The organism is Lysobacter sp. H21R4, assembly GCF_015277535.1.
GTDB classification, from domain to species: Bacteria; Pseudomonadota; Gammaproteobacteria; order Xanthomonadales; family Xanthomonadaceae; genus Novilysobacter; species Novilysobacter ciconiae.
Map to the genome: position 1 here is coordinate 862,424 of NZ_CP063772.1, position 16,877 is coordinate 879,300.

The 16,877-nt window shown below is 67.6% G+C and carries 18 protein-coding genes; 11 read left to right on the forward strand and 7 right to left on the reverse strand.

Translation table 11 applies throughout. From position 1 onward, the window contains the following. Positions 1-29 precede the first annotated feature (29 nt). Entirely contained in the window at positions 30-638 is a 609-nt protein-coding gene (locus INQ40_RS03900) for a class I SAM-dependent methyltransferase (RefSeq protein WP_194341926.1), read from the reverse strand. A gap of 90 nt (positions 639-728) precedes the next feature. Here INQ40_RS03900 and INQ40_RS03905 point away from each other — a divergent pair, with 90 nt between their 5' ends. Then, positions 729-1,181, forward strand: a complete 453-nt coding sequence (locus INQ40_RS03905; RefSeq protein ID WP_194341927.1) for a CopD family protein — start codon at positions 729-731, stop codon at positions 1,179-1,181. Positions 1,182-1,187: 6 nt separating this feature from the next. Here INQ40_RS03905 and INQ40_RS03910 read toward each other — a convergent pair whose 3' ends face one another. Next, a complete protein-coding gene (locus INQ40_RS03910; RefSeq protein ID WP_194341928.1) occupies positions 1,188-2,909 on the reverse strand; it encodes an alkaline phosphatase in 1,722 nt (573 codons plus the stop codon). A gap of 140 nt (positions 2,910-3,049) precedes the next feature. Between INQ40_RS03910 and INQ40_RS03915 the strand changes: the two genes are divergently transcribed. Next, positions 3,050-4,327 carry a dicarboxylate/amino acid:cation symporter gene (locus INQ40_RS03915; RefSeq protein WP_194341929.1) on the forward strand — a complete coding sequence of 426 codons (1,278 nt, stop codon included), beginning with the start codon at positions 3,050-3,052 and terminating at the stop codon, positions 4,325-4,327. On the opposite strand, the gene INQ40_RS03920 is transcribed toward INQ40_RS03915, so the two are convergent. Further along, a complete protein-coding gene (locus INQ40_RS03920; protein ID WP_194341930.1) occupies positions 4,312-4,800 on the reverse strand; it encodes an 8-oxo-dGTP diphosphatase in 489 nt (162 codons plus the stop codon). The two genes, INQ40_RS03915 and INQ40_RS03920, sit on opposite strands and share 16 nt — an antisense overlap. Continuing rightward, positions 4,800-5,669 (reverse strand): subclass B3 metallo-beta-lactamase, encoded by an 870-nt coding sequence (bla, locus tag INQ40_RS03925; RefSeq protein ID WP_194341931.1) that lies wholly within the window; start codon positions 5,667-5,669, stop codon positions 4,800-4,802. The genes INQ40_RS03920 and bla overlap by 1 nt, the downstream gene beginning before the upstream one ends. Positions 5,670-5,934: 265 nt before the next feature. On the opposite strand from bla, the gene INQ40_RS03930 reads away from it, so the two are divergent. Beyond that, positions 5,935-6,426, forward strand: coding sequence for an acyl-CoA thioesterase (locus INQ40_RS03930; protein WP_194342409.1), 492 nt, complete (start codon positions 5,935-5,937; stop codon positions 6,424-6,426). Between the two features lie 105 nt (positions 6,427-6,531). Here INQ40_RS03930 and INQ40_RS03935 read toward each other — a convergent pair whose 3' ends face one another. Both INQ40_RS03935 and INQ40_RS03940 read right to left on the reverse strand, forming a co-directional pair. After that, positions 6,532-7,056 carry a C40 family peptidase gene (locus tag INQ40_RS03935; protein ID WP_228076696.1) on the reverse strand — a complete coding sequence of 175 codons (525 nt, stop codon included), beginning with the start codon at positions 7,054-7,056 and terminating at the stop codon, positions 6,532-6,534. Between the two features lie 262 nt (positions 7,057-7,318). After that, the gene (locus tag INQ40_RS03940) at positions 7,319-7,762 is read right to left on the reverse strand and encodes a C40 family peptidase (RefSeq protein WP_228076772.1); all 444 of its coding nucleotides are present in this window, start codon (positions 7,760-7,762) and stop codon (positions 7,319-7,321) included. Positions 7,763-7,964: 202 nt separating this feature from the next. On the opposite strand from INQ40_RS03940, the gene INQ40_RS03945 reads away from it, so the two are divergent. Next, positions 7,965-8,444: a peptidylprolyl isomerase gene (locus INQ40_RS03945; protein ID WP_194035204.1), complete on the forward strand. Its 480-nt coding sequence runs from the start codon at positions 7,965-7,967 to the stop codon at positions 8,442-8,444. 14 nt (positions 8,445-8,458) lie between these two features. Next, positions 8,459-9,253 (forward strand): N-formylglutamate deformylase, encoded by a 795-nt coding sequence (hutG, locus tag INQ40_RS03950; RefSeq protein WP_194341933.1) that lies wholly within the window; start codon positions 8,459-8,461, stop codon positions 9,251-9,253. A gap of 13 nt (positions 9,254-9,266) precedes the next feature. Here hutG and parE read toward each other — a convergent pair whose 3' ends face one another. Continuing rightward, on the reverse strand, positions 9,267-11,186 hold the full coding sequence (gene parE, locus INQ40_RS03955; RefSeq protein ID WP_194341934.1) for a DNA topoisomerase IV subunit B: 1,920 nt from the start codon (positions 11,184-11,186) through the stop codon (positions 9,267-9,269). Between the two features lie 300 nt (positions 11,187-11,486). On the opposite strand from parE, the gene INQ40_RS03960 reads away from it, so the two are divergent. The 6 genes from INQ40_RS03960 to ispD all read left to right on the forward strand — a co-directional run bounded on the left by INQ40_RS03960 (position 11,487) and on the right by ispD (position 16,831). Then, positions 11,487-11,783, forward strand: coding sequence for a hypothetical protein (locus tag INQ40_RS03960; RefSeq protein WP_194341935.1), 297 nt, complete (start codon positions 11,487-11,489; stop codon positions 11,781-11,783). Positions 11,784-11,944: 161 nt separating this feature from the next. Further along, positions 11,945-13,615 (forward strand): CTP synthase, encoded by a 1,671-nt coding sequence (locus tag INQ40_RS03965; RefSeq protein WP_194341936.1) that lies wholly within the window; start codon positions 11,945-11,947, stop codon positions 13,613-13,615. Positions 13,616-13,658: 43 nt separating this feature from the next. Further along, positions 13,659-14,492 (forward strand): 3-deoxy-8-phosphooctulonate synthase, encoded by an 834-nt coding sequence (kdsA, locus tag INQ40_RS03970; RefSeq protein ID WP_194341937.1) that lies wholly within the window; start codon positions 13,659-13,661, stop codon positions 14,490-14,492. 18 nt (positions 14,493-14,510) lie between these two features. After that, on the forward strand, positions 14,511-15,797 hold the full coding sequence (gene eno, locus INQ40_RS03975) for a phosphopyruvate hydratase (RefSeq protein ID WP_194341938.1): 1,287 nt from the start codon (positions 14,511-14,513) through the stop codon (positions 15,795-15,797). Between the two features lie 9 nt (positions 15,798-15,806). After that, the gene (gene ftsB, locus INQ40_RS03980; RefSeq protein WP_194341939.1) at positions 15,807-16,127 is read left to right on the forward strand and encodes a cell division protein FtsB; all 321 of its coding nucleotides are present in this window, start codon (positions 15,807-15,809) and stop codon (positions 16,125-16,127) included. Further along, entirely contained in the window at positions 16,124-16,831 is a 708-nt protein-coding gene (gene ispD / locus INQ40_RS03985; RefSeq protein ID WP_194341940.1) for a 2-C-methyl-D-erythritol 4-phosphate cytidylyltransferase, read from the forward strand. The genes ftsB and ispD overlap by 4 nt, the downstream gene beginning before the upstream one ends. The last annotated feature ends 46 nt before the right edge of the window (positions 16,832-16,877 follow it).

Consider the following 16,877-nt stretch of genomic DNA (forward strand, 5'->3'; position numbering starts at 1 on the left):
TGGTACGTGAATCAGCGTCGCGGTTATCCTCAGTCGACCGCCTCCAGCGCCGCCAGGCCGGCCCGCATCGCGGGCCCCAGCCACAGGTGTGAACCCAGCGGATGCAGGCCGATGCGGGCGAACCGCTCGCGATAGAACTTCTCCGGGCGCGCCTGGAATCCCACCGTATCGCCGTCGATGCCGTCGCTGCGGGTGAAGGTCTCCAGGAACGCAACGCCCGTACAGAGGTCGGCCAGCGCCGGCAGTCCGCGATCCAGCTCGCGTGTGGGCAGGTAGTGCAGCACGTCACTGCAGACCAGCAGGTCTGCCGGGCCGCATGGGCGCAGGTATTCGAAATCGCCGAAACGCGCCAGGTGCAGGTTGCGGCGCGCACCGAAGCGGCCGACCGCGTACTCGCTGCTGTCAAAACCCAGGTAGTCCAGCTTCGGTCGCAGCTTCAACAACGGCGCGCGCCACGCTCCCTCGCCGCAACCGATGTCCAGCACGCTGCGGATTGGCCGCTCAAGGTGGTACTCCGCGGTTGCCACGGCCAGAGCGACCTTGCGCGCCAGTCTGGCCGGGCCGCCGATCGCCGCGCCACGCGTCGCCGGATCGCGGTACCACTGATCGAAATAGGCCTGGTCGTAGTGTTTGCTCATCGGACTCGCTGCATCGGGGTCGGGGCGCACGCGCGCTGCGCGGCGTGCCATCCTAGCGCGCGAACCCGTCAGACAAGGACCGCCCGCCGAATGAACGCCTATCTCTGGACCAAGACCTTCCATCTCGTTTTCGTGATTGCCTGGATGGCGGCGGTGTTCTACCTGCCGCGCATCCTGGTCAATCTGGCCGAGGCCGGCGAGGAGCCCGCGGTGCGGGCGCGGCTGGGGCTGATGGGCCAGCGCCTGTACCGCTTCGGCCACGCCATGTTCGGGCTGTCGCTGGTTCTGGGCATCGTGCTTTGGCTGGGCTACCGGTTCCTGCCGGACTTCCCGACCATGGTGGCGTCGGGAAGCGGCTGGTTGCACGCCAAGCTGCTGCTGGTGGCGATGCTGCTCGCCTATTACATCTTCAGCGGGCGGTGGCTGAAAGGCATGCTGGCCGGGCGACCGTTGCCCTCGTCCAGGGCGCTGCGCTGGTTCAACGAGATACCCGTGCTGGTCCTGGTGGCGATCGTCTGGCTGGTGCTGGCAAAACCGTTCTAGGAACGCTCAGCCGCCGGCGCGGGACTTGAACCGTTCCTGCGCCGGCAGTTCCACCGGCACGCCGTCCGCATTGCAGGCACCGGCTGCGCAGACCGCGGCGCGCAGGTAGGGCGTGGACTGCAGCATGAAGTGGAAGATCGCGTTCTGCTCCACGCTGCCGCGCACCGCACTGCTGCCCGGTCCGCGCGCCCAGATGCCGACATCGTCGCCGCCGTGTGATTCGGACGTGGCCGGGACCAGCGCTTCCTGCATGTAGTCCGGTGACGTCGTGTCCACCGAGGCCAGGTCGGGGCGGCCGGTGGCAGCCCGGTAGTTCTTCGCCGCGTGCGGGAAGGTTTTCGGTCCGGCCGGCTGGGCATCGCTGGCGCCGGTGTAGCCCGGGCCATTGGAGTAGCTCAGGGTGGTGTAGGGCATGCCGCGGGCGTCCAGGGTCAGCACGCGCTTGCCGTCCTTGGGCTCGTGCACCTTGTCGAGGATCGGGTTGCCGCGCGCCGGGTAGCCGACAAAGCTGAGGGTGTGGGCATGGTCGGCGGTTACCAGGATCAGGGTATCCTCGGCGGAGGTGAGCGTGTTGGCGACCTCGACCGCTTCGGCCATCGCGATGGTGTCGGTGAGCGCGCGGTAGGCGTTACCCTGGTGATGGGCGTGGTCGATGCGGCCGCCTTCGACCAGCAGCACGAAGCCGTTGGGGTTGCGCGACAGGCGGGCGATCGCCGCCGCGGTCATCTCCGCCAGGCTGGGTTCGCCTGCGGCATCGCCCGCGCGGTCGTGTTCGTATTGCATGTGGCTGGGTTCAAACAGGCCCAGCAGCGGCTGGTCGATCGGCGCGGCGGCAAACTGCTCGGCGTTCCAGACGTAGCTGCCCGAGGGGTGGCGCTGCTTCCAGCTTGCGATCAGGTCGCGTCCATCGGCGCGGCGGCCGGATTGCTCCGGGTACTCGGGATCGGTCTGGGTGGCCGGCATGAAGTTGGTCCGGCCGCCGCCCATCAGCACATCCGGGCCGTGCCCGTACGGCGTCTCGATCAACTGGCGCGCGATGTCCACGCAGCCGGCGGCCAGCGCCTCGGCCGGCATCGCTGCATCCGACTCCCAGCCACGATCGGCCGAGTGGGTGAAGGTGGCGGCCGGGGTGGCGTGGGTGACCCGCGTGGTGGTGACCACGCCGGTTGCCATGCCGCTGCCCGCCGCGAGTTGCCACAGAGTGATCATCGGCGCTGCGAGGGCGCCCTTGCAGTCGCCCAGCTGCGGCGACTGGCCGATGCTGATCACGCCGGCGCGGGTCTTAACGCCCGTCGCCATCGCGCTCATCGTGCCTGCGGAATCGGGGGTCTGCAGATCGGTGTTGTAGGTCTTGCTCAATGCGGTGGCCGGGAAGTGTTCCCAGCTCAGGCGGTTGTCCTCGCCCGCGCCACCCTTGCGCTGGCCGTCCAGGATGCGCGCGGCCGCAACCGTCGGCAGGCTCATGCCGTCGCCCACGAACAGGATCACGTTCTTCGCCTGTCCGCCCATCGCGCCGCGCTGGGCCGCCTGCGCGGCACCATCACGGAACCACCACGGCGCGCTTTCTTCCTGCGGCCGCTGGATGCGTGGCACGTCCACATTCACGGCCTCGGTGACGGCCGGCGCCCTTGCCGGCGCGGCGGATGGCGACGTGGTCGCGCACGCGGCCACCAGCAGGGCAGGGGCGAGGACGAGGCAGGCGGTTCGCAGCGGGGCGTGGTTGTGCATGGAGGGGTCACGGGCAGTTGCAGAACGCACCATTATGGCCCGCAACTGTTGCGCCCGCTGTGCCGGTTCGTCTTGCTGGTGTGTTCGCAGGCAGCGCTTCGCTCGGCTATCGTGCATTTCGACCCTTGATTGGCAATGCGATGACGATGGTTTCCTGGTGGCTGTCGATTCCCTTCTGGAAGCGCGTGCTCGCGGGCTTTGTGTTTGGCGCACTGGCCGGCTGGCTGTTCGGCCCTGCTGCGGAACCCTGGTTCGGCCCGCTGGGCACGGTGTACGTGACCCTGATCCGGATGATCGCGGTGCCGCTGGTGCTGTTCGCGGTGATCAACGCGGTGGCGTCCCTGCACGGGCAGAAATCCGTTGCCGCGCTGGGCGGGCGCACGTTCGCCTGGTTTGCCGCGACCGCGGCGCTGGCCGTCTGCGTGGGGCTAGGCGTCGGCTGGGTGCTGCAGCCGGGCGCCGGTGTCACTGGCCTGACGGTCGCCGCGGATTACGAGGTGCGGGTCGTGCCGTCGGTGGTCGAAGTGCTGCTGGACGTGGTTCCGGGCAACCCGTTTGCCGCGCTGGCGGAGGGCAAGATCCTCCAGGTGATCGTGTTTGCCGGCTTGGTCGGGTTCGCGCTGGTGAAGCTGGGCGAACGCACCACCGGACTGCGCAAACTGGCCGGCGAGGCCAGCGAGACGATGATCCAGATCACCCGCTTCGTACTGGAGGTGACGCCGCTGGGAACGTTCGGCCTGATCGCCGCGCTGGTGGGTGCCTACGGCTTCGAGAAGTTGCTGCCGCTGGGCATGTTCGTGTTCGCGCTGTATCTGGCCTGCGCGCTGCATATCGTGTTTGTCTACGGCAGCCTGCTGCTCAGTCATGGGCTCAATCCGCTGCGCTTCTTCCGTGGCGCGGCGCCGGCGATGCAGGTGGCGTTCGCGAGTTCATCGAGTTTCGCCTCGATGCCCGCGGCGATGCGCGCGGTGACCCACAACCTGGGCGTGGACAAGGATTACACCGCGTTCGCGGTGCCGCTGGGGGCGAGCATCAAGATGGACGGCTGCGGGGCGATCTACCCCGCGCTGACCAGCCTGTTCGTGGCCCAGTACTTCGATCTGCAGCTGGAGCCGACGCAGTACCTGGTGATCATGCTGGCCTCGGTGCTGGGCAGCTTCGGCACCGCCGGCGTGCCGGGCACCGCGATCGTGATGGTCACCCTGGTGCTGTCGGCCGCGGGCCTGCCGCTGGAAGGCATCGGCTACCTGGTGGCGATCGACCGCGTGCTGGACATGGCCCGCACGACAACCAACGTCACCGGGCAGATGCTGGTGCCGGTGCTGGTGGCGCGTGAGACCGGCATGCTCGACATGGAGATCTACAACCGCGCCTCGACCAATATCGGCATGCTGGAAGGTGATCAGCCGCGCGAGTAGCTCCAGGACACCAGCCGGCCGCCCTTGTAGGGCATCACGCCGTGGAAGGGCTGCGGGTTGTCGTCGAAGACCATCGGCAGGAACTCGCGGTCGCCCTCCCACATCGGCACCTCATGCAGGCGGTCCAGCGGCACCCACTCCAGGCTGCCTTCGTGGTTTTCAGTGAATGCGGTGCCGCTGTAGCGGGTGATCAGGAACACGAAGCCGAGCCAGTCCTCGCCCTGCTTGCCGAACCCTGGCCAGTTGATGGTGCCGCGCAACTGCATCTGCTCGCACTGGATGCCGGCTTCCTCGAATATTTCCCGACGCATCCCGGCGGCGATGTCTTCGCCGCTTTCAAGCTTGCCGCCCAGGCCGTTGTACTTGCCCAGATGCTGGTCATCCGGGCGCGCGTTGCGGTGGATGAGCAGCACCTCGCGCCCGTCGTGGGAGAGGACGTAGCCCAGGGTGGCGGCAATCGGGGTGTACGGCATCAGCGCGCGGCCTGTTGCTTCGCCAGTGCCTGCTCGAATGCCTGCTGCGCCTGGGCGGCGTATTCACGGCAGGTCATTGGCCGCGGCTGCGGGTTGTCGGTAGCTGCAGGTGCCCAGCCCACGCCTTCCGGATGCGGGGCGATCAGCAGGTCGCACGGGAGAGCGGCCACAGTGGCGAAGCCCTGCCGGTACGCCTCCACGATGCGCGGGAAACGGGGGTTGTCGAGCAACTGGTAGCGCGGTGCGCTGAGGCTGTCGGCGTAGGCGATCTGCAGCGGTTTGGCATCGCGCGTGTCGGTCCAGGTCCAGCTCATCGAGCCGGGGGTATGCGCGGGCGTGAAGTGGACGGTGAACGAGGTGCCGCCCAGTTCGACGCTTTCGCGGTCCTGCAGCAGGCGGTCTGCCTGCACTGGCGGGAAGAGGATCCTGTCGTCGTAGTGGATATCGTCGATGCCGCCGCGCGCCAGCAGCACGGCGGACTCCGCATTGCTGACCAGCGTCGCGCCGGTCGCACGCTTGAGCGCCGCCAGTGGGCCGGCGTGGTCGGCGTGGGCGTGGCTGTGCAGGATCAGTTTGACCGACTCGATCGGGGTGCCGGTGGCCGCGATGTTGGCCAGCAGCATGTCTGCCGCCTGGGCGACGCCGCCATCGATCACCACCGCACCCTCGGGTGTCACGACCAGCAGCGCGCTCAGACCCTCGGTGCCGATGTACCAGGTGTGGTCGGCGACACGAAACGGGGTGACCGGCTGCCGCCATGCTTCGCGGGTCTGGTAGCCGGTCGCCTGGGGCAGGACCGGCGCGGCGGCAAATGCAGAGCCGAAGGTCAGCGCGGCGCAGGCGAGCACAAGCGGGCGGAGCAGGTGCATGGTGAAATCTGTTGGCGGCAGGAGTGGGGCAGTGTCGATGACTGAACCGCGCAAGTCCATGCTGGGGCCGCCTGCCGGCGATTGCACCGCTGCACGACTGCCGCAAGACCGCGCCAACCCCCGGAACGCAAGCACCGCCAAGCTGCGCATAATTGCCGATCGATCCGATTGAGGAGTACCCCATGCCCGCAAACGCGCACGTTTCATTTTGCCTGACCCCAGCCCGGCGCCGACCGGCAGCGGTGGCTATCCGCGGGGCCGCGGCGTGATCGGCAGCCAGCGCGAGCTGACCCTGCGTTTCCTCGCCGAACCGGCTGATGTGAACTACGGTGGCAAGGTGCACGGCGGCGTGGTGATGAAGTGGATCGATCAGGCCGGGTACGCAGCCGCGGTCGGCTGGAGCGGCACCTACAGCGTGACCGTCGCCGTGGGCGGCATCCGTTTCATGGCGCCGATCCGGATCAGTGACCTGGTAACGGTGCGCACGAAGCTGGTCCACACCGGCACCAGCAGCATGCATTTCTCGGTGGAGGTCGCCGCCCGCGACCCAATGGGCGGCGAGCCGCGCCTGTGCACTCACTGCGTGATCGTGTTCGTCGCCCTTGATGGCGTAGAGGGAGAGCCGACCGCGGTGCCTGCCTGGGAGCCGGTGAGCGAGGACGATCGCGAGCTGGCCGAGTACGCGCAGCAGGTGATGGCGCTCAGCAAGGGAATCGAGCAGACCGTGGAGCGTTACCGGCAGGCGCACGACGCCTGAGCGCTCCCACGCGGTTTCGCAAATTGGCGGACCCGGAAACGAAGCAGCCGCCCGGAGGCGGCTGCTTCTGCAAATGCGGGTCGGTTCGGCGTATTGCCCGGCGAATCAACTGCCGGCCAGTCGCCGGGCCTGCATGTACTTGCCGCTCCAATAGCCCTTTTCCAAGCTGGAGACCATTACGTCCTTGCCGGTGCTCGGCGCATGCACGAAGCGGCCTTCGCCGACGTAGATGCCGACGTGGTCGATCCGGCCCTTGCGGCCGAAGAACACCAGGTCGCCCTCGGCGAGCTCCTTCTTGCTGGCAACCAGTTCGCCGGAGTTGGCCTGCTCGCGCGACACCCGCGGCAGGTCGATACCCATCGCATTGCGGAACACGTAGCTGACCAGGCCGCTGCAATCAAAGCCCTTGTCGGGCGTGTTGCCACCCCAGCGGTACGGGGTGCCCAGCAGGGTGAGCGCGCGCTGCAGGATGTTGCGTGCGCTGTGGTCGGGTGGGGTGTAGTCCTCGGCGACCGCGGCGGCCTTGCCTGAAGCCAACATGCCGCTGATGTCGCTGGCCAGGCTCAGGGCCCGGTCCGGCATGCTCATGGCATCCGGCATCATCACCGGCATGTCGGCCATCGAAGGCATCGGCGCCTCGGTGGACTGTGTCGCCAGCGCCGGCAGCGCGGGAAGCGCCAGCAGAGCTGCAAGGAAGAGGGAGAATCCTGCCGGCCGACGTCGGGCGGAGGGAGCGGTGGTGCGCGCTGGGCGGCTTGATAAGAGTGTCGTCACGCGGTCATCACTGAAACAGGACGGGGCGATCATGCACTCCAAACGCTGCCATGACGTTCATATTCCGTAAAACTTTCGTTAATTAGCGTGAAGGCAATGCGAAAACTGCGCATTCAGTTCACTCAATCACCCGCTTGGCGCCGGTGTAGTGGTCGCGCCAGTACGCACCATCCAGATGGTCCAGACGGACGGTGCCGCCGCTGCTGGGAGCGTGCACGAAGCGCCCATCGCCCACATAGATGCCCACGTGGCTGACCTGGCCGCGGCTGCCGAAAAACACCAGGTCGCCTGCCGTGAGCTGGCGCGGCTGGATCTTCTGCCCCTGGTAGGCGGCCAGCGCGCTTGACGAGCGCGGCAGCTTTTTGCGCAGCATGTCGTCGTAGACGTAATTGACCAGGCCACTGCAGTCAAAGCCGGACTGCGGCGTGTTGCCGCCGTAGCGGTAGGGCGTGCCGACCAGGCTGATCGCCCGCATCAACACCGAATTGGAGGCACCCGGATCGACGGGCGCGTTGCTCCCCCAATCGCGACCGGGGGCCGGAGCCGGCGCCTTGGATCGCACCGATTTGCCGCCACCGCCGCAACCCGCCAGCACGCTGGCCAGGACAAGGAGCTGCAGCCACCGCCAGGGTGCCTGCAGGATCGCTGCTGGCGCGGGGGCGGGGATGCCGGGATAATGCGCGGCTTTCGTCACGGCATGTAGCTTCCCTGCTTCTGTCGTTGGCGGCAACCTGCCTTTCGTCCTGCTTCCCACGAGTACCCCCATGAAAATCGAGAAAGACCGCGTCGTCAGCTTCCATTACTCCGTCGCCGAGCAGGGCAGCGATGTGATCGAAACCTCCGAAGGCCGCGAGCCGCTGGTGATCCTGGTGGGCCACGGCAACATCATCCCCGGCCTGGAAAAGGCGATGGAAGGCCACGAGGCCGGCGACAGGATCACCGCCGACGTGACGGCGGCAGATGCCTACGGCGAAGCACAGGAAGGCATGATCCAGCGCGTGCCGAAGAAGTACTTCAAGGGCACCCGTCTTGCCCCGGGCATGCAGGTGACCCTGCAGACCAAGTTCGGCCCGCGTCCGGTGACGGTGCAGAAGGTCGGCATGAGCGTGGTCGACGTCGACCTCAACCACCCGATGGCCGGCAAGGACCTGAGCTTCAACATCGAGATCATCGACGTGCGTGAGGCGCAGGCCGAGGAGATCGAGCACGGCCACGTCCACGGCGACGGCGGCCACCAGCACTGACAACGGCGGCGGTCATGGATACCTTTGAACTGCACCGCGGCACGACGGCGTTGCTGGTCAGCCTGCCGCACGACGGCAGCGCCATCCCTGACGCCATGGCCCAACGCATGACCCTCGGCGCGCGCACCGCGCCGGACACCGACTGGCACGTGTCCCGGCTGTACGCGTTCGCCCGCCAACTGGGCGCATCGGTGCTGGTGCCGCGCTACTCGCGCTACGTGGTCGACCTGAACCGTCCCGCCGATGACGTGTCGCTGTATCCCGGACAGAACACCACCGGCCTTTGCCCGACCGTGCGGTTCAACGGCGAGCCCGTGTACGTGGACGGCGAGGCGCCGACCCGGGCGGAGATCACCGAGCGCGTGCGGCGCTACTGGAAGCCCTACCACGACGCCCTGCAGGCAGAACTTGAGCGGCTCGTAACGGCCCACGGCCGGGCGCTGCTGTGGGAAGGCCACTCGATTCGCGGCAGCAATCTGCCCTACCTGTTTCCCGACCGGCTGCCCGACCTCAACCTGGGCACCGCCGATGGCGCCAGCTGTTCGCCGCAGGTCCAACTCGGCCTGGAGGCGGTGCTGGGCGAGCAGCGTGAGTACGACTGGGTCGCCAACGGCCGCTTCAAGGGCGGCTACATCACGCGCCACTATGGCGCGCCGGCGAAGGGCGTGAACGCGGTGCAGCTGGAGATCAGCCAGCGCTGCTACATGGACGAGGACTCCACACGCTACCTGCCCGAGCGCGCCGCGCCCCTGCAGCGCCTGCTCGAGGATCTGCTGGTGAATGCGCTGGCAATGACCGCCCAGCGCTGATTGGCTGGCCTGCCTAGACCTCCAGCGTCGCCAGATCGCCCTTGTCTTCCAGCCAGGCCTTGCGGTCGCCGGCGCGCTTGCGTGCCAGCAGCATGTCCATCAGCGCGTGGGTCTGCGTGCCTTCTTCCACGGTCAGCTGGACCAGCCGGCGGGTGTCGGGATGGATGGTCGACTCGCGCAGCTGCGAGGGGTTCATCTCGCCCAGGCCCTTGAAGCGGGTGACGTTGACCGTGCCGGCCGAGCCCTTTTTGCGCTCGGCCTTCTCGCGCTCGATCTTCTCCAGCAGGATCCGCTTCTCCTCCTCGTCCAGGGCGTAGAACACCTGCTTGCCCAGGTCGACCCGGAACAGCGGCGGCATCGCCACGAATACGTGGCCGGCAGCCACCAGCGCGGGGAAATGCTGCAGGAACAGCGCACACAGCAAGGTCGCGATGTGCAGGCCGTCCGAATCCGCGTCGGCCAGGATCACGACCTTGCCGTAGCGCAGCCCGCTCAGGTCGTCCTTGCCCGGATCGCAGCCGATCGCCACGGCGATGTCGTGCACTTCCTGCGAGGCCAGCACGCTGCCCGACGCGACCTCCCAGGTGTTCAGGATCTTGCCGCGCAGGGGCAGGATCGCCTGGAAATCCTTGTCGCGCGCCTGGCGGGCACTGCCGCCGGCCGAGTCGCCCTCGACCAGGAACAATTCGGTGCGTGAGAGGTCCTGGCTGATGCAGTCGGCCAGCTTGCCGGGCAGGGCGGGGCCCTGGGTGACCTTCTTGCGGGTGATCTGCTTTTCGGTCTTCAGGCGCGCGCTGGCCCGCTCGATCGCCAGCTGCGCGATCCGCTCGCCCAGCTCGACGTTCTGGTTGAGCCACAGGGTGAAGGCGTCCTGCGCGGCGGCCTCGACGAAGCCGGCGGTCTGGCGGGAGCTCAGGCGCTCCTTGGTCTGGCCGCTGAACTGCGGATCCAGCAGTTTGACGCTGAGCACGAAGGCGACCCGGTCCCAGACATCCTCCGGGGCCAGCTTGACGCCGCGCGGAAGCAGGCTGCGGACGTCGCAGAAACCGCGAAGGGCGTCGGTGAAGCCGCTGCGCAAGCCGTTGACGTGGGTTCCGTGCTGCGCGGTCGGGATCAGGTTGACATAGCTCTCCTGGACCAGCTCGCCGTCAGGCGCCCAGGCCACGGCCCAGTCGACCGTCTCGGAATCCTTCTCCAGCTTGCCGACAAACAGCTCGGGCGGAAGCAGCTCGCGCGCGGGGTGGTCGGCGCGCAGTTCGTCGAGCAGGTAGTCGCTCAGGCCGTCGGCGTAGTGCCACTCCAGGCGCTCATCGGTGGCCTCGTCCAGCAGCTTCACGGTCAGGCCCGGGCACAGCACCGCCTTGGCGCGCAACAAGTGCTTGAGGGCGCGCAGGTTGAATTTCGGGGTGTCGAAGTACTTGGGATCGGGCCAGAAGTGCAGGCGCGTGCCGGTATTTCGGCGCCCCACGCTGCCCAGGGTTTCAAGCTCCGTGACCCGCTCGCCGTCGGCGAAACCCATCCGCTGCTCGATGCCGTCGCGCTTGATGGTGACATCCAGGCGCGTCGACAGGGCATTGACCACGCTGACGCCCACGCCGTGCAGACCGCCGGAGAAGGTGTAGTTCTTGTTGCTGAACTTTCCGCCGGCGTGCAGGCGGGTCAGGATCAACTCCACCCCGGGCACGCCTTCCTCCGGGTGGATGTCCACCGGCATGCCGCGTCCATCGTCGCTGACCTCGCAGCTGCCGTCGGCGTGCATCACCACCTCGATCGTCTTGGCGTGCCCGGCCAGCGCCTCGTCCACGGCGTTGTCGATGACCTCCTGGGCCAGGTGGTTGGGCCGGGTGGTGTCGGTGTACATACCGGGGCGACGCTTGACCGGGTCCAGCCCGGAGAGGACTTCGATGTCGGCGGCGTCGTAGCGGTTGTTCATCAGGCAGCGGTTCGCGTTGGGTCGGGGGAAGTCAGCTCGCCAGAATGGCGGGCGGCACCGTGGATGGTCAAGGAAGCAAAGGTCGGAAGCCGACTGGACGAGCGTCACGATGCGGCGGTGAAAGCGGTCCCGGACTTGGCGGCTTCCATAACGGGGCGTGAAATCGGGCCGCGTAAAGGTCCCGTTATTCAGTATTTGGCAGGGTCGGCGTCGGTAGGTTCGTCGGCGTCGCTGAGGGGAGCGGCAGTGATCCAGGACGGCAGTCGCCATCCGCACACCCCACCAAGGAGATGTACCCAGATGAATATCCGCAAGCTTGTGTTGCCGACCATGATCGCCGCCCTGATGGCCGCTCCGGCCGCGTTCGCCCAGTCCGCCGATCTCGACGCCCAGGCCCAGGCCCAGCAGGCGCAGGCCGCTGCCGCCCAGGCAGAAGCCCAGGCCGTGCAGGCCGAGGCGCAGGCCGCCGCTGCTGCCGAGCAGGCCAATGCTGCTGAGCAGAGCGCCGACGTCGCGCAGGACCGTGCGGACTTCAGTGCCGAAGCCGCCGCCCAGGAGCAGGCCCTCGAGCCTGAAGAGGAAGACGAGCGCAACTGATCGCGCCATGCGATGAGGTCACCGACGCCCCGGCTTGCCGGGGCGTCTTTCGTTGGCCTTCCGCCACCTCCAGCGAGGGCGGCAAGCCCTCGCCGCCGCAGCAAAGGTCGCAGCAATTGCATGCAGCCGGTAAACTGGCGCTTTCCAGCGGCAGCAAAACAATGACTCCCCTGATCTTCGTCACTGGTGGCGTGGTGTCCTCGCTTGGCAAGGGCATTGCCGCCGCCTCGTTGGCGGCCATCCTCGAAGCGCGCGGCCTGCGCGTGACGATGATGAAGCTCGACCCCTACATCAACGTCGACCCCGGCACGATGAGCCCGTTCCAGCACGGCGAGGTGTACGTCACCGACGACGGCGCCGAGACCGACCTGGACCTGGGCCATTACGAGCGCTACGTGCGCACCCGGCTGGGGCGCAAGAATTCCATCACCACCGGTCGGATATACGAGAACGTCATCCGCAAGGAGCGCCGCGGCGACTACCTGGGCGGCACGGTGCAGGTCATCCCGCACATCACCGACGAGATCAAGCGCGGCATCTTTGCCGCCACCGACGGCTTCGATGTGGGCCTGGTGGAGATTGGCGGCACCGTGGGCGACATCGAGTCGCTGCCATTCCTGGAGGCGATCCGCCAGATCCGCGCCGAACGCGGGCCGGACAAGGCGCTGTTCATGCACCTCACCCTGGTGCCGTTCATTGCCGCCGCCGGCGAGCTGAAGACCAAGCCGACCCAGCACTCGGTGAAGGAACTGCGCTCCATCGGCATCCAGCCAGACATCCTGATCTGCCGCTCCGAGCAGCCGCTGCCGGATTCGGAACGGCGCAAGATCGCGCTGTTCACCAGCGTGTCCGAGCGCGCGGTCATCTCGGCGGTGGACCTGCACAACATCTACGACATGCCGGCGCGTTTCCAGGAGCAGGGTCTGGACGAGCTGATCGTCGAGCGCCTGCGGCTGGACGCCAGACCCGCCGACATGCACGAGTGGGACGCGGTGGTCGACGCGGCCGAGAATCCCGAGGACGAGGTCACCATCGCGATCATCGGCAAGTACGTGGACCATCAGGACGCGTACAAGTCGGTTGCCGAAGCACTCAAGCACGGCGGCTTGCGCCAGCGCACCAAGGTCCATCTGCAATGGCTGGAGTCCAGCGACGTCGAGAAGCGCGGCCCCAGTGCGCTGGAGGGCGTCGACGGTGTCCTGGTGCCCGGCGGATTCGGCGACCGCGGTTTTGAAGGCAAGATCGCCGGCGCCCGCTACGCCCGCGAAAACGGCGTGCCGTATTTCGGCATCTGCTACGGCATGCAGGCGGCGGTGATCGAGTTCGCCCGCAACGTGGCCGGGCTGGAAAACGCCAACAGCACGGAGAACGACAAGGCTACCCCGCACCCGGTGGTTGGCCTGATCACCGAGTGGCGCACGGCCAGCGGCGAGCTGGAGCGCCGCAGCGAGGACAGCGACCTGGGCGGCACGATGCGCCTGGGCCTGCAGGAGCAGCGGCTCAAGCCCGGCACGCTGGCCCACGAGCTGTACGGCAAGGACGTGGTCGGCGAGCGTCATCGCCACCGCTACGAGTTCAACAACCGCTACCGCACCCAGCTCGAGGATGCCGGCCTGGTCATCAGCGCCAAATCCATCGACGACCTGCTGGTCGAGATGATCGAGCTGCCACGCGACGTCCACCCGTGGTTCCTGGCCTGCCAGGCCCATCCGGAATTCCTATCGACGCCGCGCGACGGGCATCCGCTGTTCGTCGGATTCATCCGCGCCGCGCGCGACTACAAGGCGGCCCAATCGACGGCAAACGCCCGCCTCGACGAGGCCGAGGCATGAACGCCCCGCGCATCAGCGCCGTTTGCATGAATGGAGAAGGTCAATGAAGTTGTGCGGTTTCGACATCGGCCTGGACCGGCCGTTCTTCCTGATCGCCGGGCCCTGCGTGATCGAGTCGATGCAGTTGCAGCTCGACACTGCCGGCACCCTGAAGCAGATCACCGACGAGCTGGGCATTCCCTTCATCTTCAAGTCCAGCTTCGACAAGGCCAACCGCACCTCGATCTCCGGCTTCCGTGGCCCGGGCATCGAGGAGGGCCTGAAGGTGCTGGCCGAGGTGAAGAAGCAGATCGGCGTGCCGGTGCTGACCGACGTCCACGAGTACACGCCGATGGACGAGGTCGCCTCGGTGGTCGACGTGCTGCAGACGCCGGCTTTCCTGTGCCGGCAGACCGACTTCATCCAGAAGGTCGCCAGCGCCGGCAAGCCGGTCAACATCAAGAAGGGCCAGTTCCTGTCGCCGTGGGAGATGAAGCACGTGGCCGACAAGGCGCTGGCCACCGGCAACGCCGACATCATGGTCTGCGAGCGCGGCGCCAGCTTTGGTTACAACAACCTGGTCAGCGACATGCGCAGCCTGGCCGTGATGCGTGACACCGGTTGCCCGGTGGTGTTTGATGCGACCCATTCGGTGCAGTTGCCCGGCGGCGCGGGCGGCAAGAGCGGCGGCCAGCGCGAATTCGTGCCGGTGCTGTCGCGTGCCGCCATGGCGGTGGGCATTTCCGGCATCTTCATGGAGACCCATCCCAACCCGGCCGAAGCGCTGTCTGACGGGCCCAACGCCTGGCCGCTGGACCAGATGCGCGCGCTGCTGGAGACGCTGATGGCCATCGATGAAGTCACCAAGCGCCACCCGTTCCTTGAATCCCAAACCTGAGAGCCCTGCAGAACCGACATGACCGAAATCGCCAAAGTCCACGCCCGCGAAATCCTCGACAGCCGCGGCAATCCGACCCTTGAGGCCGAGATCACCCTTGCCGATGGCAGTTTTGGCCGGGCGATGGTGCCTTCCGGTGCGTCCACCGGTTCCAAGGAAGCCGTGGAGTTGCGCGACGGCGACAAGACCCGCTACCTGGGCAAGGGCGTGCGCACCGCGGTGGAGAACGTCAACACCACCATCGCCAAGGCGCTGGTCGGGCTGGATGCGGCCGACCAGGGCGGCATCGACCGTCGTCTGATCGATCTGGACGGCACCCGCAACAAGGGCCGCCTGGGCGCGAACGCGTTGTTGGGAGTGTCGATGGCCAATGCCCACGCGATGGCCGCCAGCCGCCGCCTGCCGCTGTGGAGGTACCTGGCCGGTGACCGCCGCGGCGTGTTGCCGGTGCCGATGATGAACATCATCAACGGCGGCGCCCACGCCGACAACAACGTCGACCTGCAGGAGTTCATGATCCTGCCGGTCGGCTTTGACAGCTTCTCCGAGAGCCTGCGCGCCGGCACCGAGGTGTTCCACGCGCTCAAGTCGGTGCTCAAGGGCCGCGGCCTGAGCACGTCGGTGGGCGACGAGGGCGGCTTCGCGCCGGACCTGCGCAGCAACGAGGAAGCGCTGGAAACCATCCTGGAGGCGATCGGCAAGGCGGGCTACAAGGCCGGCGACGACATCCTGCTGGGCCTGGACGTTGCCTCCAGCGAATTCTACGAGAACGGCAAGTACCACCTGACCGGCGAGGGCAAACGCCTGACTTCGGAGCAGTTCGTCGAGTTCCTGGCCGGCTGGTGCGCGCAGTACCCGATCATCAGCATCGAGGACGGCATGGACGAGAACGACTGGGACGGCTGGAAGCAGCTGACCGATGCGCTGGGCAAGAAGGTCCAGCTGGTCGGCGACGACCTGTTCGTGACCAATCCGGAGATCTTCCAGCAGGGCATCGACCGCCATATCGCCAACGCGATCCTGATCAAGGTCAACCAGATCGGCACCTTGACCGAGACGCTGGAAGCCATTTCCATGGCCGACCGCGCCGGTTACGCCGCGGTGGTATCGCATCGTTCCGGCGAGACCGAGGACACCACGATCGCCGACATCGCGGTGGCAACCACGGCAACCCAGATCAAGACCGGCTCGCTGTGCCGCAGCGACCGCGTCGCCAAGTACAACCAGTTGCTGCGGATCGAGGAGCAGCTCGGCGACGGCGCGACCTACGCCGGCCGCGACGCATTCGTGTCGCTGCAGGGCTGACACCCGCGCATGCGCTGGATGGTGGCATTGCTGGTGGCACTGGTGGCGCTGCTGGTGTTCCTGCAAGACCGCCTGTGGGACGGCGAGGGCGGCCGTGACTCGGTCGCCGCGCTGGAGCAGCGCGTGCAGCAGCAGGCCCGCGAAAACGAGGGCCTGCAGCAGCGCAACGATGCGCTGTCCGCCGAAGTGGAAGACCTCAAATCCGGCGAGGCGGCGGTCGAGGATCGGGCTCGCAGCGAGCTGGGCATGATCCGCCCCGGCGAGACCTTCTACCGCGTGGTCGAGCCGGATCCGGCAACGCCTGCGGATCCGGATCCGGTCCGCCAGTGAGCCGGCATGGCACGCCGTCGGTGTGGGCAATCCTTCCCGCCGCCGGTCGTGGTGCGCGCTTTGGCGGCGACGTGCCCAAGCAGTATCTGCAGATCGCCGGACAACCCCTGATCGCGCACGCACTGGATGCGCTGCTCTCGCATCCCGAGGTTGCGGGCGCGATGGTGGCGCTGGCCGCCGATGATCGGTACTGGCCGGGCTGGACCACCCGCCACGGCAAGCCGGTCCTGCGCTGCGAGGGCGGCGCCGAGCGGGCGGATTCGGTGCTCGCCGCCTTGCAGGGACTGCCGCCCGGCCCGGAAGACAGCCTGGTACTGGTCCACGACGCAGCGCGTCCCAACCTGCACCCATCCGATCTGGAGCGGCTGTTGCATGCCGCCTCAGAGGACCGCGACGGCGCAATCCTCGCCGCGCCGGTCCGCGACACCCTCAAGCGGGCCGACGCGGAGGGACGTATCGCCGCGACCGAGCCGCGCGCCGCGCTCTGGCGTGCATTGACCCCGCAGGCGTTCCGTCGCGGCCTGCTCACCGATGCCTTGCTGGCCGCCCGCGCCGACGCAGTCCAGGTGACCGACGAGGCCATGGCGGTCGAACGCGCAGGCCTGCGGCCGCGGCTGGTCGAAGGGCGCGAGGACAACCTCAAGGTCACCACGCCGGCCGATCGCGACCTGGCCGAGTTCCTGCTATCGCAGCGCCAGCGCTGACCGCCGGGTCGAACGCAACCCGAACGCGCCGAGTCACCCGACGCGG